General features: G+C 36.1%; 13 protein-coding genes. 6 read left to right on the forward strand and 7 right to left on the reverse strand.

What is annotated here, in order from left to right; translation table 11 throughout:
* Window positions 1-56: 56 nt before the first annotated feature.
* The 3 genes from JFU23_RS14040 to JFU23_RS14050 all read right to left on the reverse strand — a co-directional run bounded on the left by JFU23_RS14040 (window position 57) and on the right by JFU23_RS14050 (window position 2974).
* Window positions 57-1379 (reverse strand): C40 family peptidase, encoded by a 1323-nt coding sequence (locus tag JFU23_RS14040; protein ID WP_201032121.1) that lies wholly within the window; start codon window positions 1377-1379, stop codon window positions 57-59.
* Window positions 1380-1643: 264 nt separating this feature from the next.
* Window positions 1644-1958 carry a winged helix-turn-helix transcriptional regulator gene (locus JFU23_RS14045; RefSeq protein ID WP_002089608.1) on the reverse strand — a complete coding sequence of 105 codons (315 nt, stop codon included), beginning with the start codon at window positions 1956-1958 and terminating at the stop codon, window positions 1644-1646.
* Between the two features lie 173 nt (window positions 1959-2131).
* The gene (locus JFU23_RS14050) at window positions 2132-2974 is read right to left on the reverse strand and encodes a DegV family protein (RefSeq protein WP_002016143.1); all 843 of its coding nucleotides are present in this window, start codon (window positions 2972-2974) and stop codon (window positions 2132-2134) included.
* A 380-nt stretch (window positions 2975-3354) separates the two neighbouring features.
* On the opposite strand from JFU23_RS14050, the gene JFU23_RS14055 reads away from it, so the two are divergent.
* Complete coding sequence (locus JFU23_RS14055) at window positions 3355-3990, forward strand: YigZ family protein (protein WP_002143754.1); 636 nt, start codon at window positions 3355-3357, stop codon at window positions 3988-3990.
* A 74-nt stretch (window positions 3991-4064) separates the two neighbouring features.
* Window positions 4065-5189 (forward strand): LCP family protein, encoded by a 1125-nt coding sequence (locus tag JFU23_RS14060; protein WP_098635154.1) that lies wholly within the window; start codon window positions 4065-4067, stop codon window positions 5187-5189.
* Between the two features lie 53 nt (window positions 5190-5242).
* Here the strand turns inward: JFU23_RS14060 and wecB are convergent, their stop codons facing one another.
* Together wecB and JFU23_RS14070 are read right to left on the reverse strand one after the other, a co-directional pair.
* On the reverse strand, window positions 5243-6358 hold the full coding sequence (gene wecB / locus JFU23_RS14065; RefSeq protein WP_002034751.1) for a non-hydrolyzing UDP-N-acetylglucosamine 2-epimerase: 1116 nt from the start codon (window positions 6356-6358) through the stop codon (window positions 5243-5245).
* A 75-nt stretch (window positions 6359-6433) separates the two neighbouring features.
* Window positions 6434-7804: a UDP-glucose dehydrogenase family protein gene (locus tag JFU23_RS14070; RefSeq protein ID WP_201032122.1), complete on the reverse strand. Its 1371-nt coding sequence runs from the start codon at window positions 7802-7804 to the stop codon at window positions 6434-6436.
* 451 nt (window positions 7805-8255) lie between these two features.
* Between JFU23_RS14070 and JFU23_RS14075 the strand changes: the two genes are divergently transcribed.
* From JFU23_RS14075 to JFU23_RS14085, 3 genes are all read left to right on the forward strand, one after another.
* Window positions 8256-9329 carry a glycosyltransferase family 4 protein gene (locus JFU23_RS14075; RefSeq protein WP_012261991.1) on the forward strand — a complete coding sequence of 358 codons (1074 nt, stop codon included), beginning with the start codon at window positions 8256-8258 and terminating at the stop codon, window positions 9327-9329.
* A 210-nt stretch (window positions 9330-9539) separates the two neighbouring features.
* On the forward strand, window positions 9540-10277 hold the full coding sequence (locus tag JFU23_RS14080; RefSeq protein ID WP_012261992.1) for a polysaccharide deacetylase family protein: 738 nt from the start codon (window positions 9540-9542) through the stop codon (window positions 10275-10277).
* A gap of 184 nt (window positions 10278-10461) precedes the next feature.
* Window positions 10462-13140 carry a sigma-54-dependent transcriptional regulator gene (locus JFU23_RS14085; RefSeq protein ID WP_085312794.1) on the forward strand — a complete coding sequence of 893 codons (2679 nt, stop codon included), beginning with the start codon at window positions 10462-10464 and terminating at the stop codon, window positions 13138-13140.
* Between the two features lie 73 nt (window positions 13141-13213).
* On the opposite strand, the gene exsM is transcribed toward JFU23_RS14085, so the two are convergent.
* Window positions 13214-13627 (reverse strand): exosporium regulatory protein ExsM, encoded by a 414-nt coding sequence (gene exsM / locus JFU23_RS14090; RefSeq protein ID WP_002166452.1) that lies wholly within the window; start codon window positions 13625-13627, stop codon window positions 13214-13216.
* Between the two features lie 189 nt (window positions 13628-13816).
* Here exsM and JFU23_RS14095 point away from each other — a divergent pair, with 189 nt between their 5' ends.
* Window positions 13817-14998 (forward strand): chromate transporter, encoded by a 1182-nt coding sequence (locus JFU23_RS14095; protein WP_201032123.1) that lies wholly within the window; start codon window positions 13817-13819, stop codon window positions 14996-14998.
* Between the two features lie 41 nt (window positions 14999-15039).
* On the opposite strand, the gene chbG is transcribed toward JFU23_RS14095, so the two are convergent.
* Window positions 15040-15744 carry a chitin disaccharide deacetylase gene (gene chbG / locus JFU23_RS14100; protein WP_201032124.1) on the reverse strand — a complete coding sequence of 235 codons (705 nt, stop codon included), beginning with the start codon at window positions 15742-15744 and terminating at the stop codon, window positions 15040-15042.
* Window positions 15745-15786 lie beyond the last annotated feature (42 nt).

Here is a 15786-nt window from a genome sequence, read left to right on the forward strand (position 1 = left end):
ACTTATAAAATAGTAAGCTATCGACTTTATACACGTTTTTTATTCAATTATAAATCCTAGAATCTACCGTATCCTAAGAAATGTTTTTGGTTGTAGCTACTGCTTAAGCTAGAGTAAGCAATCCCTTTATCACCAGCATGAATCATTTGGTCGTTACCAACGTAAATACCGATGTGAGATGGACCTGCTTTATAAGTACCTTGGAAGAATACTAAATCTCCAGGTTGTGGGCTACTTACTTTAGAAACTGAGTTCCAGTAACCTGCAACGTCTTGACGACCTACACCAAATACGTAAGAAATGAATCCACTACAGTCAAAACCACCGTTTGATGGAGATGCACTCCCCCAAACATATGGTAAACCTAAGTATTGTTGTGCTTTACCAATCACACCATGAGTTGGTGGAGTTGGTGGAGTTGGTGGAGTTGGTGGTGCTGGCTTTTTCTCTTCTTGTTTAGGTGTCTCTTTTTTAGGCTCTTCTTTTTGAGCTTGTCCAGCATTGTTTGCTGGAGCAGCTTGTTCTGCAGGCGCTTGCGCTGGTGCAGCTTGTTGAGCTTGTTGAGCTTGTGCTTCTTTAGCAGCTTGCTCTGCTTGTTTTTGAGCAGCAGCTTCTTGTGCAGCTTTTTCTTGCGCTTCTTTTTCAGCGATTTGTTGTAATTTTAATGCCTGTTGTTCAAGCTCTTTCAATTGACCTTCCGTACTTGTCATTGTAGTTACAACTGTATCCATTTTACCGCTTAAATCGTTTACTGCTGTTGCTTTTTTCTCTTTTTCAACGTCAAGTTCTTTCTTAGCAGTTTCAATTTGAGCTTGTGCTTCTTTTAATTCTTTTTGTTTTTCTTTTACTGTCTCAACATCTTTTTTCACGTTCGTTTGATCTTCTTGTTGTGTTTTCATGATATCTTCGTCAGATTCCATAATTTTAGACACAGAAGCTAAACGATCAACTAAATCTGCAACGTTTTTAGAGTTTACAAGAACTTCTGTTACAATGTTCGTATTTGGCTGTTCTTGTAGTGCAACTAAACGTTTTCTTAATAACTCTTCACGTTTTGCAATCTTTGTTTGTAGTTCTGCAATATCTTTATTTTTATTTTCGATTAATTGCTCAGTATCAGAAACTTTTTTTGTTGTTTCATCAAGTTTTGAAGCGTTCTCTTGAACAGACTTATCCAAACCTTGGATTGTTTTGTTTAAGTCATTCATTTGTTTTTGTAATTCATCACGTTCTTGTTGTTGTTTATGTAAAGTATCATTTTGTGTGTTAATTTGTGATTTCACGTCAGAAATTTTATCTTCTGCAAATACATTTGGTGTTAGCCCTGAAAACATTAACCCTGCAACTAATGCGCAAGATGCCATTTTTAGCTTTTTCATTTTATTTTTTACACCGCTTTCTTTTTTTCATTTTCCGTATATAACCTATTAAAATTTATACCATAATTCGGGAGTTTTTTTGCTAATGTTACGGTTTTGTAAAATAAATGTAATATTACATTTATCTCTATAGCAAAGTATATCTAAATTTGTATATATATGTAGAATTTCAGGAGCCTTACACCGTTTTTTATAGGATTGAAAAAAAACGTAAGGGAACCCCTTACGTTTTGAAAATACTCCAATATGAATGAAATAGAAACGTTACTTCATCCATTTTTCAGCCCAATTTTGGACCTCATCCATAACACTTTCCAACGCTTTCCCTTTATCAGTTACACCGTACTCGATTCTAACTGGTACTTCTGGATAAACATTACGAACTACAATACCTTCGCCTTCTAATTCCTTTAAACGTTCTGACAACATACGATCGCTCATATTCGGTATAATATCTGCGATTTCTCTGAAACGTTTCGGCTCTTCGAGCAAAGATTTAATAATTAAGCCAGTCCATTTCTTACTAAGCATTGTAAAAGCTGACTCAAACTTTGGACATAAACAAGAATTATGCTCCATATGTTTCACCTCTCTTCTATTATAATATAGTTTCTTGTAAAAAGTAAGTAATAAAACTTTCCTCATTATTTAATTTTACATACATTTTACCATTTCCAAATATTAACTTGTCAAATACCCGTAAAATACCCGTAAAAAAACCCTCTTCAAGTAAGAGAGCTTTTATATCTTTATCACTTCGTATACCAACCTAAACCAAGCGCACCTTCACCTAAATGCGTCCCAATTACAGCTCCGAAATAACTCGTACGAATTGTAACATGAGGGTATATCTCTTCTAATTCTTGTTTCCATTCATTAGCTTCCTCTTCACGATTCGCATGAATAATAACAGCTTCCATAGGCACACCTTTATTTGCCTGCTCATCAAAGATTTCAACGATACGCTTTAACGCTTTTTTACGCGTACGAATTTTTTCGAATGGAATAATTACTTTATCTCTAAAGTATAATACTGGTTTTACTTGTAACAAACTACCAATGAAAGCTTGTGCACTATTTAATCTTCCCCCACGTTGTAAATGATGTAAATCATCCACTACAAAATAAGCATCCATCGTTTGCTTCATTTCATCAAAGCGAGCAATAATCTCTTCTGGGGCTTTCCCTTCACTTACTAATTTCGCCCCTTCACGCACGTAAAACCCTTGTACTTCACAACTAATTTCAGAGTCGTACGTATATACATCAATACCATCTACCATCTGTCCAGCTGCCGTTGCTGTTTGATATGTACCACTAATTCCACTGGAAAGGTGAATGCTAATAACTGCATCATATTCTTTAGATAACTCTTCATATAACTCTAAAAACTTTCCAATTGCTGGTTGCGAAGTTTTCGGAAGTTCTTCTTGTTCACGTACCTTTATATAAAAATCATTTGCTGAAACTTCAGCCTCTTCTTGATAAGATTCCGTTCCAAACACAACGTTTAATGGAATCATATATATATTGAGTTCGTCACGAATATGCTTCGGTATATATGCTGTACTATCGGTAACAATAGCTGTTTTCATTTTCGTACCTGCCTTATAAAAAATTTTTATCCCCTAATTTTACACGAAAACTAGAAAAGGTGCATCCATACATAAAAATGCCGGCTAGAAACTACAATCACTCGCTCGACAAATTACAACAAAAAGATAAAGTGAAACTTTAATCAGTGGGGGTTTTGTTCATCCCCCACTGATTATTAGCCTTCACCAATCGGGCTTTTACGGGCAGCAGGGCTCCCACCTAACTTCTTTGCTCCAGCTGAATTTTGAGGTTGCCCGTTAATGCGGGATAAAATACTCACCAAAAATTTCAACATATTTGTAAAAAATGTTTGAATATAAAAACGCTCGCTTTTAAAATGTAAAGTACTAGTTATTTTGAAAGATAGGGGCGTATACCATTGTTATTACAATATTTAACAATAAAAGGCTATGGAGAGCACGAAATTGTGATTCAAAAATCAAGATTCATTTGCTATGTGAATCGCGCCACAACGGAAGAGGAAGCTCAAACATTTATACAAAAAATAAAAAAACAGCATTGGAATGCAACACATAATTGTTCCGCATATTTAATCGGCGAACAAGATCAAATTCAAAAAGCGAACGATGACGGTGAACCGAGCGGCACAGCTGGTGTGCCTATGTTAGAGGTATTAAAAAAACGAGGTCTAAAAGATACTGTCGTCGTCGTTACGCGCTATTTTGGCGGCATTAAACTTGGTGCTGGCGGATTAATTCGCGCATATGGAAAATGTACAAGTGAAGGTCTTAACCATGTAGGCGTTGTTGAACGAAAACTAATGCGCGTTATGCAAACAGAAATTGATTACACTTTACTTGGCAAAGTTGAAAATGAATTACGCAATTCAGAATATGCTATTAAAGATATACATTATCTAGAAAATGTCACATTTGATGCGTATGTAGAAGAGGACAAAAGACAACCATTCACAGATTGGATGATTGAATTAACAAACGGGAAGTGTACAATTAAAGAAGGAGATATGTTGTACTTAGAACAAGGCGTTGTCTAAGAATAGCTAACGTCTCGCCTTTAAAGATTAATGTAGTGAATTAATTCCCTACAAATGAACTAAGGAGATTATATATGGAAGAACGTTATAATCATCTCCAAAATAGCAGAATAAAAAAGAAACGTAGAAGAAAACTTTTCTTCTTTCTTATTTTCGCATTTTTATTTGGTAGCGTAGGACTTTATATGTTAAATTCCTACACTTCTCTCATGGGGATGTACAGTGGATTTAGCCGTGAAAAATCTAAATTACGAGCAGAAGATGTGGAAATCACAAAAAAACCTTTCACAATACTAATTATGGGTATTGAGGATTACGCAACAGATGGTCAAAACGGCCGAACAGATTCACTCATGTTCGCGACAGTTAATCCAAACTCAAAAAAGGTTTCACTTATGAGTATCCCACGCGATTCTCGTGTTAAGATTGTTGGCAAAAATAAAGAAGACAAAATTAACGCTGCCCATGCTTACGGTGGAGAAAAAATGGCAATCGACACCGTCGAAGAGTTTTTAAAAGTTCCTGTTGATCATTATATTAAAATTGATTTCCAAGGATTTAAAGGTATCGTTGATGCTGTTGACGGTATTACCGTTGATGTCCCCTTCGATTTCTGGGAACGCTCTGACGTGGATTACTATAAAAAAATCCAATTTAAACAAGGTCAACAGAACTTAAATGGTGAAGAAGCACTCGCATACGTCCGTATGCGAAAGCAAGATCCTAACGGTGATTATGGTCGAGCTGCTAGACAAAGACAAGTACTGGCTGCTGTTGCCCAAAAGCTAAACTCTGCTTCTACCGTATTTAAAATTAAAGATTTAACAAAGGTAGTTGGAAAATATATAAAAACCGATATTCCTATTTCAGACGGACTTGCTCTTTACAATAAAATCTCTGGATTCGATCCTTCTACAATACAAACGTTAAAACTTGAAGGAGAAGACAGAAAAATTGGCGGTATTTATTACTTCCTTCCAGATCCAATCAGTGTAGAGACTGCACGTAACGAAATTGAAAAGGAAATAGGAGAAAAAGCAAAAGTTCCAACAGAGACTACGAAAAATGAGAATACAAATTCCGATTCAAATTCTAACTCCAGCGCAAAAGCAAAGAAGGAGCCGAGTGAGAACAAAACACCACCTCCTCCCCCTTCTACAAATGCTCATGCAGAGTGGATTATGAGGAATCATGAATAAAAAAAGAGCCAAATCGTATAAGATTTGGCTCTTTTTATTTCACGCAATTGTTGTTACTTCTTAAAGTGTTGTAAAATCGCTTCTACAATACGCTCTGATGCACGACCATCGCCGTAAGGGTTAGATGCTTTCGTCATCTTATCATGAGCTTCTTTATCAGATAACAACTCATCAGCAAGACCAAAGATTGTCTCTTCATCTGTTCCTGCTAATTTCAGCGTACCTGCTTCGATACCTTCTGGGCGTTCCGTCGTATCACGAAGGACAAGGACTGGCACACCTAGTGATGGTGCTTCCTCTTGTACACCACCAGAATCAGTTAACATTAAGTATGAACGAGCTGCAACGTTATGGAAATCAATTACATCTAACGGCTCAATTAAATGAATACGGCTATGCTCGCCTAAAATATCATTCGCTATTTCGCGAACAACAGGATTCATATGAACAGGGTATACAACTTGTACATCTTCGTGCTTATCAACAAGACGCTTAATTGCACGGAACATATTGCGCATTGGTTCTCCTAAATTTTCACGACGGTGTGCTGTCATAAGTACAAGACGATCATTTCCAAGTTTCTCTAACACCGAATGGCTATAAGTTTCTTTTACAGTTGTCTTCAGTGCATCGATCGCTGTATTTCCTGTTACGAAAATGCGTGACTCATCTTTATTTTCTTTTTGTAAGTTCGTTGCTGATTTTGTTGTAGGTGAGAAATGAAGATCCGCCATTACACCTGTTAGTTGGCGATTCATCTCTTCTGGATATGGAGAATACTTATCCCATGTACGAAGTCCTGCTTCAACATGTCCTACTGGAATTTGATTATAAAAAGCAGCTAAGCTTGCAATAAATGTCGTCGTTGTATCACCATGCACAAGTACGATATCAGGCTTCGCTTCTTTCATTACTTTATCTAAACCTTCTAAACCACGTGTTGTAATATCGATTAACGTTTGACGATCTTTCATGATATTCAAATCGAAATCCGGCGTAATTCCAAAGATATTTAATACTTGATCTAACATTTGACGGTGTTGTGCTGTTACAGTCACAATTGATTCAATCTTTTCTGGGTGCTTTTGCAACTCTAATACAAGAGGTGCCATTTTAATTGCTTCTGGTCGTGTCCCGAAAATTGTCATTACTTTTAAACGTTCAGTCATTTCATTGCCTCTTTTCTTTCACTAGTTAAAACTTCTATTATCGCATATAAAAATATGCATGTGAAAATACACTTTTTAACGCGCCTGAGAAACATTACTATTACAGACGTCTTTTCGCCCAACTGAGTAATAATTTAATCCATGCTTCTCGGCATCCTCATTAGTATAACAATTTCTCCCATCAAATAGAATAGGTTCCCTCATAAGCTGTGCATACTTTTCTAGCGGATAATTTCGAATTGATTCCCATTCTGTTACGATAAAAACTGCATGCGCCTCTCTAATCGATTCATCTATACACTCAGCGTATCGTATCGTATTTCCAAATAAACTTCTTACATTTTGAATAGCTTGTGGGTCATATAAAACCACATCCGCACCCATATTAATTAATTCTTCTATTACAATAAGAGATGGTGCTTCCCTAATATCGTCAGTATTCGGTTTGAATGCTGCACCAAGAACCGCAATTTGCTTTTTCTTCATATCTATAATTTTCTTCGCTTTTTCAACTAACAACAACTGTTGTTTATTATTCACTTCAATGACTGCTTTCAACAAGCGAAAATCATGAGAAACATTCCCTGCAATTTGCACAAGCGCTTTCGTATCTTTTGGAAAACAAGATCCTCCATATCCGATGCCTGCATTTAAAAAAGATGCACCAATTCTCTTATCCATCCCCATCCCTGTAGCTACATCTACTATATCTGCACCCACTTGCTCACATATATTAGAAATTTCATTAATAAAACTAATCTTCGTAGCTAAAAAAGCATTAGATGCATATTTAATCATCTCAGCACTTCGAATATCTGTAATATACGTTTGTAAGCTTAATTTACTGTACAAATTCTCTACTTTCCTTGCAGCTTCTTCACTACATGCTCCAATTACGATACGATCACCCTGAAAAAAATCATAAATACCAGAACCTTCTCTTAAAAACTCTGGATTCGATACAATATATAATTCATGTCTACCTTGTAGTTTATCCTCAATCCATTCTCTCATTACATCATTTGTCCCTACAGGAACCGTACTTTTCGTAACAACAATAATATCGTTATTCACATATGTTCCAATATCATCACAAGCGCTACGAATATACGTTAAATCTGCTGTTCCATCTAATAAAGATGGCGTTCCAACTGCAATAAATATAAACTCTACATCATTAAATGCCGCTGATTTACTTGCTGTAAAAGTTAAATGATTATTCTCGTATGCTTCATTTATTAATTCATTTAATCCACATTCATAAATAGGTAACTCGCCTTGTTTAATCCGTTCAATTTTTCCACTGTTTATATCGAAACATTTGACTGAATGTCCCAATCTCGCCAATCCTACTCCTGTAATCAATCCAACATATCCGGTACCTACTATCGTAATTTTCATTTTCCTTTCGCACAGGAATATACATAAGAAAATATACGAATACACAGAATTCTCCCTGTGCTTCCCCCTCTCACACTAAAAATGAGAAAACTCTTTTACTTCTTTATTATATGAATTGTTTTTTTATTATTTTTTAAGATTTTGTAAAGTTAAATGATGCAATATATACAAAATGTAAATTCCCACATTTTAACACGGAACTTACTCAATTTTACGTGCAACACTTATAATACTGAAACAAAAGTCATCGCTATATGAGAGGGAAGTACAATGTCACATTACAAGCCACAATATGAGAGCAACCTTCTCTAAGGACACAACATTCCATATCCAATTGTCATATATTCTATTCACTCCCCTTTACAGCCAAAAGAAAAAAAGATTGAATTCTAATCTTTTTGTGATACCATATGTTATGAGCCTGTAAATAAACATCATAATTTTCAGATAAATACAATTAGAAAAATTACGTTAAACTATAAAGGGTGGGGTATTAATGGACTCACAAGTGATTTATGCCATTTTGGCATCTTTCATCACTGTACTCGTCGTTACTCCTTTAGTTATTAAATTAGCTTTCAAAATAGGAGCAACAGACAAGCCAAATGCGCGTAAAGTACACCAAAAAATTATGCCTCGTCTTGGCGGGTTAGCAATTTTCATCGGTGTAGCCGTAGGATTTGTTGTCGGTGGATTGTACGAACAAAGAATGTTATCGATAACTTTAGGTGCTATCATCATTGTTATCATCGGGATTTTAGATGATATGTACGAACTATCTGCGAGGGTAAAATTCGGTGGACAACTATTAGTTGCCATCATGATTGTCAAAAGTGGATTATTAGTGCAAGTATTATATATTCCAATTTTCGGAGATACTGAACTCGGATGGCTTGCTTATCCAATTACTGTATTTTGGATTGTAGGTATTACAAATGCCATCAACTTAATTGATGGATTAGATGGATTATCCGCAGGGATTTCATCTATCGTACTTGCAACGCTAGCATATATGGCCTTCACTAGCCCATGGGGTACTGGAGCAGCTATTATATTACCTCTAGCACTGATTACATTAGCAAGTACAATTGGATTTTTATTCTACAACTTCCATCCAGCAAAAATTTTCATGGGAGATACAGGAGCACTATTTTTAGGATACTGTATTTCTGTTATATCGTTACTTGGATTATACAAAAGCGTAACGTTATTCAGTTTTATCGTTCCAATCATTATTTTAGGTGTACCTATATTTGATACGACATTTGCAATTATCCGCCGTATCGTAAATAAAAAGCCTATTTCAGCACCTGATAAATCGCATTTACATCACCGTTTGCTTGCAATGGGATTCTCTCATCGTAAAACGGTACTAATTATTTACGCATTGGGTATTTTCTTTAGTGTAAATGCAATTATTTTCAGTAGTGCAACATTATGGTTATCCATTATTCTTCTTTTCATTTTAATCTTCTTTACAGAAATCATTGCTGAAGTAATCGGTCTTGTACACGAACGTTACAAACCAATTATTTCCTTCTATAAAAAAGTGAAAAAACGCGAAGACTAATTGTAGTATAGCCTTTACTATTATGAAATATTCAAATAGCATCCTCTTCCAAGGAAGAGGATGCTATTTTTTTGTTTTTTATTCCTTATTTCCTATTTCCAAAATATAGATTGTTTGAGAGTGCCTCTCTTGGAGAAAGATATACGTATAACGAAAAAAGTATCAAATTTTCATTTTTACATCTTGATTGTCAAACTGAGGGTGAATGTTATGATCAAGCGATTACTTCAATGTATAATTTTATTTTTAACTATTACTATGTACGCATCATCGAATACAAAAGCAACTACAGACATTCAAGTAAAAGATTACCAAAGTACTCAAACTACCTCTCCTACAACAAAAATTGCGTACTTAACATTTGATGACGGACCAAATAAATACACACCACAAATTTTAAATATTTTAAAAGAGAAGAACGGAAAAGCAACTTTCTTCGTTATTGGCGGAAAGGTGCCACATTATAAAAAAACGATGGAGCGATTGATTAAAGATGGACATTATATCGGTCTCCATAGTATGTCACATGATGTAAAACGTCTTTATACTGGCGATCCATCTGTTTTAATTGCAGAAATGGAGCAAACCCAAAACATTGTCCAGCAAGTTACACATTTAAATACACATCTCGTTCGGGTCCCATACGGTAGCATGCCTTACTTAAAAAAGAATTACCGTGATGCACTCGTATCTGCCCAGTATAAAATGTGGGATTGGACAATTGATACATATGACTGGAAAAGCTATGATAATCCTTCCGCAATACTAGAAAGAGTACGAAATCAAAGCGATGAACAAGTAGAGGTTATTTTAATGCATGATTCTAGTGTCACAGTGCAAATACTCCCAAAAGTAATTGATTATTTACACTCACAAGGATATAAACTACTTCCCTACAATCCATCTTCCCATCTCGAAGTGAATTTTTGGAAAGACACAAGATTGTAACAGCTTTAGTGCCTATGTACTAAAGCTGTTTTACCCCGCGTTAACGCCCGATTGGTGAAGGCTAATAATCAGTGGGAATGAACAAAAACCCCACTGATTAAAGTTTCACTTTATTTTTCTCTTCCCACACTTCTCATTTTTGTGTAGAATTTTAAATAGTGATGAAGTTTCGAGGTGAATAGAAATGAAACGAATAGATCTCATTTTTAACGCAATACAAGAAGGGAATTATACAGAAGGTATAACAGCATCAGAACTCGCTACACTTCTACAGTTAGACCGTGCAAATGTTAGTAGCGATTTAAACAAGCTTGTGAAAGATAATCGTTTATTAAAAACGAGTACACGCCCTGTCCGTTTTTATATAGAAACGAACACTTCATTGGAAACGCATTCAACAAAGGGCACTTCATTAGATACATTTGCTATTGAAAATACAAGCCTAAAAATTGCAATTGAAAAAGCAAAAGCTTCTATTCTCTATCCTCCAAACGGTATGCATACTTTACTACTTGGAGAAACAGGTGTCGGAAAATCGATGTTCGCTTCTTTAATGCACGAATACGCAATTGAAGTGGAACAACTTCCAAAAGATGCACCTTTTATCGTCTTTAACTGTGCTGATTATGCAAACAATCCACAACTACTACTTGGACAGTTATTTGGGATAAAAAAAGGAGCTTACACAGGTGCCAGTGATCAAAAAGGGTTAATTGAAAAAGCACATGAAGGAATCCTCTTCTTAGATGAAGTACATCGCCTTCCTCCAGAAGGACAAGAGATGCTCTTCACATTTATTGATCGCGGAGTATACCGCCGCCTTGGAGAAACGGAAAATGAACGTAAGGCACGAGTGTTGATTATTACTGCAACAACCGAAGAACCAAATTCATTTTTATTAAAAACATTTACAAGACGTATTCCGATGACCGTTACGCTTCCACCACTTCGTGAGCGAACACATAAAGAACGGTTTGCTTTACTACAACTATTTTTCACAAATGAAGCAATTCGTCTAAGGAAAGAGATTCATGTTAGTCCAAATACAATGCGTGCTTTCGTCTTTTACAATTGTCCAAATAACATCGGTCAATTGAAAACGGACGTACAAATTGCCTGTGCGAAGGCTTATTCTGATTTTGTAACAAAAAAACGTGATTCTGTCTGTGTTTCAAGTACAGATTTACCTTGGTATATGAAAGAAGGATTATTTATTGAAAGAAAGAGCCGTCATCTATATCAAATACCAAATGAAACATTTGTATTTACAGGTGATGAAGGTTGGAGTAAACATACAATAAAACCCGAAGGAAGTCGCTCTTCTATTTACGATTATATTGATTATAAATATGAAGAACTTCAAGCACGCGGCATTGAAGAGGAAGAATTAGAATTACTAATAGAAAATGATATTCAAAGCTTTTTCGTCCAATACTTTAACCAAATATCTAAAAAAACAAGTCATGAAAATGTTTTTAAAATTGTGGATCGTAATATCGTTTCCGTATGTGAAAAAATTGCGGAACTAGCTGAAAAATATTTATCTAAAACTTTCGATGAAAAAGTATTTCTCGCTTTAAGTTTACATGTACAGACAACTCTACAACGTTTACAGGGCGGGAAACAAATTCACCATCCACAATTAAATCAAATTCGTACGAAATATAAAGAAGCTTTTTCCGTAGCAATGCAATGTATTCAGCTATTAGAAGAAGAATTACAAATAACAATACCTATTGATGAAGCTGGCTTTTTAACAATGTTCTTCGTTGTTGATCCAATTCCTGCCTCACAAACAGAAGTAAAAGTATTAATATTAGCACACGGTAATGGTATCGCAACAGAAATGGCAAACGTTGCAAACGAACTTCTCGGTATTGATGAAGTAACTGGTATCGATATGCCCTTGCATGAATCACCAAAAGACTTCTTAGAGCGTGTTAAAGTGTATATGAAAACACTTCAAAATGTAAACGGGCTTCTTTTACTTGTTGATATGGGATCTCTCGCTTATATTGGTGATATATTAGAAACTGAATTCAAAATCCCTGTACGTGTTCTTTCCATGACGAGTACACCACACGCACTAGAAGCAGCTCGAAAAGCTCAGCTTGGCTATTCATTAGATGCACTATACGAAACAGTGAAGAACTTAACGCCGTTCTATTTAAACGTACAGGAAGAAAAGAAAAAGCCACTATCGCCAATGAAATCCGTGATTTTAACAGCTTGTTTAACCGGCGAAGGAAGTGCTTTAGCAATTCAAAAAATGTTAGAGAACTATTTACGCTTTGATAAAGACTTAATTGAAATTATTCCAATTAGCATCGTTCATGAAAAAGATTTAACGAAAATGATCGAGAACATAAAAAAAGAGCGTAATATCATTTGTATCGTCACGAATTTCGATATGCAAATACCTTGCTTAACATATCATTTCCAAGACATTGTGAACTACACAGCTATTCAACCAATTCAAGAATTGATTACGTATGAAGAAACATATGCAAAAATGGCTGATATTCTTGAACAACAAATGCAGCGTAACGATGGAGCATTACTTATTAAAACAATTCGTTATGCATTAAATACAATTCAAGAATTGATTTCTTTACAGCTAACTCCCGACAGTTTAATGGGTGTGATTTTGCATATGAGCTGCATGGTTGACCGTCTTCAAAAAGGTGAAAGTCTCCTCCCTCATCCTGATAAAGAGAAACGAAGACAAGATGAGTACTGGATGTATATGAAAGTGAAAAAAGCATTGCAACCTATTGAAAATACATTTGAAATACAAATCCCAGATGACGAAGTATTTTATATAATGGACTTCTTCATTAAAAATCAGCCTGTAAAAAATTAAACTAGGCGATATTGTAGCACTCTATATAATTAGAAAAGGCTGTTCCAAAATGTTTTTTGGACAGCCTTTTCGCTTACTTCTTTACTTCCCTTATTCTCCCCCTTATTTCTCCCTTTTTATTAGATTTCGTATTAACATTTACATATACATTTGCTTGCATTATCTCTTGAAACAAGCTGTCAAATGCTCTCCCCTGTAAAGGCCCTTCAAAATCCTCTACTCTAGCTACACCAGTAACGACTCCTTCATTCACACTAATTCCTTGCTCTAACGGACCAAACAAACTTAAAATAACTGGACCAATTTGATTCGCTTTTCCTAAATGAATTTGGCATGACGTGATTTTTTTTATATTTTTTAATATGACCCGATATTGCAACTTCTTTAAATCTTCACTAAAAATGAGCTCTGTTACACCGTAAGCTTCTGTATTTACAGGAGGTACTTCCCTCTTCCCTGTTAACCTAGCAAAGAAATGTGTTGTCATACGGGCATTCTCCTCATATAAATTTCCCAGCACTACTTCTACTACTTTATGGTTTAGACATAATCATTTATGACTTTTTCAAATTTTAATTACGAAGAAAAGATTCACACAATCTTTACATTAAAATCGTTTCTTTTGCTTTACTCCCTCTTGTATAATGCACTTAGAAAAACAGTCTAGGAGGAAATTTTGAAAAATAATAACTACTCTTTCCAATCATTAATAGAGATTTTTCTCGTATCATTTAAATTAGGACTTACTTCATTTGGTGGTCCCGTCGCCCATCTTGGTTATTTTCATCATGAATACGTGCAAAAAAGAAAATGGATGGATGAACGAAGTTACGGGGACTTAGTAGCGCTATGTCAATTCCTTCCTGGCCCTGCTAGCAGCCAAGTCGGTATGGGAGTTGGCTTATTACGCGGTGGATTATTAGGAGCCATTATTTCATGGATAGGATTCACTCTCCCATCTGTGCTCGTTTTAGTTTTCTTCGCTTCATTTCTTAACTACTTCGAGCTTGGAAGTACTGGCTGGATTCACGGACTGAAACTTGTAGCGGTCGCAATTGTCGCTCATGCAATATGGGGAATGGCTCAAAAGTTAACACCAGACCGAAACCGTGCAACAATCGCAATTGCAACTGCCGCAATCGCCCTATTATGGCCAAGTAGCTGGACACAAGTAATTCTCATTATAGTATCTGGTTTCATCGGTTGGTTTTTATATTGGGGCCAGCCAGTTAGCCAAGCTCATAAAATAAACGTACCTATTTCAAAAATGGTAGCCATATCTTGTCTCGTCTTATTCTTCGGACTATTAATACTGTTACCGATGTTACGACCATACTCTTATTTCATCTCTTTATTTGACAGCTTCTATCGCTCTGGTGCACTTGTATTTGGCGGAGGGCATGTCGTACTTCCTCTTCTTGAAAGTGAGTTTGTACAAAACGGGATGATGACAAAAGAACAATTTCTTGCTGGATACGGATTAACACAAGCAGTGCCAGGGCCACTATTTACATTCGCTTCTTATATAGGAGCAGTGCTAAATGGAACCGCCGGAGCAGTTGTTGCAACGATCGCTATCTTTCTTCCTGCCTTCCTGCTCGTTGTTGGCGTTTTACCATTTTGGGACAGTGTAAGGAGAGTATCTTACATACAAGGTGCACTACTTGGAGTAAACGCAGCCGTTGTCGGCATTTTACTTGCAGCTTTTTATGATCCAATTTGGACGAGTACAATTATGAATTCTGTAGATTTCGTTTTTGCTTCTCTTCTATTTTGCTTACTCGCTTTTTGGAAAACACCACCTTGGGTTATCGTTATAATCGGGGCCTTCGGTGGATATGTTCTATCCATTTTGTAAGCACAAAAAACGACGGCCCCATTTAGCCGTCGTTTTTTCTATTAAAACTTCACAAGCTCCATTCCCTCAGGAAGCTCACTCTCCTTTAAAATACGCAACTCTTTCACGCGATCCATTACGTAAGAAGAACGTTTCACAAGCTCTGGGTCAATATAAGCTGGATGCACCATAATTTCTACCGTTTGCTCGTCCTGCACTCTTTCCTTTAACTTCACAAAGTAATCTTCCGTCACACCGTCAGCGTAAAAGTCACTGTAAAACACATCTGAAAATGGGCGCACCGCTCGCTCTTCTTCACAACGACGAATTGGAACATTATATTTACTTGCTAATCTCTCAAGAACGTCGTGTAAAAGCGGTAATCCATGCACGTGATGATGACTATCTAAATGAGTTGGTGTTAATCCGTAAGATAAAAACTTCTCAATTTGAGCAGTCCATTCTTTTTCTACCTCTTCTGGATTTATATTTCCTTCCCATACAACACTTTGTTTATGAAACAATCCACCGCTACTTACAAGTGATGGAACATCTTTAAGAAGCGGTTCTCCTGCCGTTAATACGAGATGAACTCCTATCCCTAAAGTTTTATACTCTTTCGCTAAGCGTACGGCATGCTCTGTCCCTGGCATATTCATCATCATCGTCGCTGAATTTACAATCCCGTTTTTATGTCCATCAATAATTCCGTAATTTGTACCTTCCGTAAGACCGAAATCATCTGCATTTACAATTAGTTTAATCATCGCAATACCTCCTACTAGAATTAAAAAAAGCGGGCTAAACAG

The sequence above is a fragment of the Bacillus sp. TH50 genome (assembly GCF_016650565.1).
GTDB lineage: Bacteria > Bacillota > Bacilli > Bacillales > Bacillaceae_G > Bacillus_A > Bacillus_A mycoides.

Coding starts and splice junctions, on each gene's coding strand:
- JFU23_RS14080 (WP_012261992.1), top strand. CDS start 9,540: ATGATCAAGCGATTACTTCAATGTATAATTTTATTTTTAACTATTACT.
- JFU23_RS14075 (WP_012261991.1), top strand. CDS start 8,256: ATGGACTCACAAGTGATTTATGCCATTTTGGCATCTTTCATCACTGTA.
- exsM (WP_002166452.1), bottom strand. CDS start 13,627: ATGACAACACATTTCTTTGCTAGGTTAACAGGGAAGAGGGAAGTACCT.
- JFU23_RS14050 (WP_002016143.1), bottom strand. CDS start 2,974: ATGAAAACAGCTATTGTTACCGATAGTACAGCATATATACCGAAGCAT.
- JFU23_RS14040 (WP_201032121.1), bottom strand. CDS start 1,379: ATGAAAAAGCTAAAAATGGCATCTTGCGCATTAGTTGCAGGGTTAATG.
- JFU23_RS14085 (WP_085312794.1), top strand. CDS start 10,462: ATGAAACGAATAGATCTCATTTTTAACGCAATACAAGAAGGGAATTAT.
- JFU23_RS14045 (WP_002089608.1), bottom strand. CDS start 1,958: ATGGAGCATAATTCTTGTTTATGTCCAAAGTTTGAGTCAGCTTTTACA.
- wecB (WP_002034751.1), bottom strand. CDS start 6,358: ATGACTGAACGTTTAAAAGTAATGACAATTTTCGGGACACGACCAGAA.
- chbG (WP_201032124.1), bottom strand. CDS start 15,744: ATGATTAAACTAATTGTAAATGCAGATGATTTCGGTCTTACGGAAGGT.
- JFU23_RS14060 (WP_098635154.1), top strand. CDS start 4,065: ATGGAAGAACGTTATAATCATCTCCAAAATAGCAGAATAAAAAAGAAA.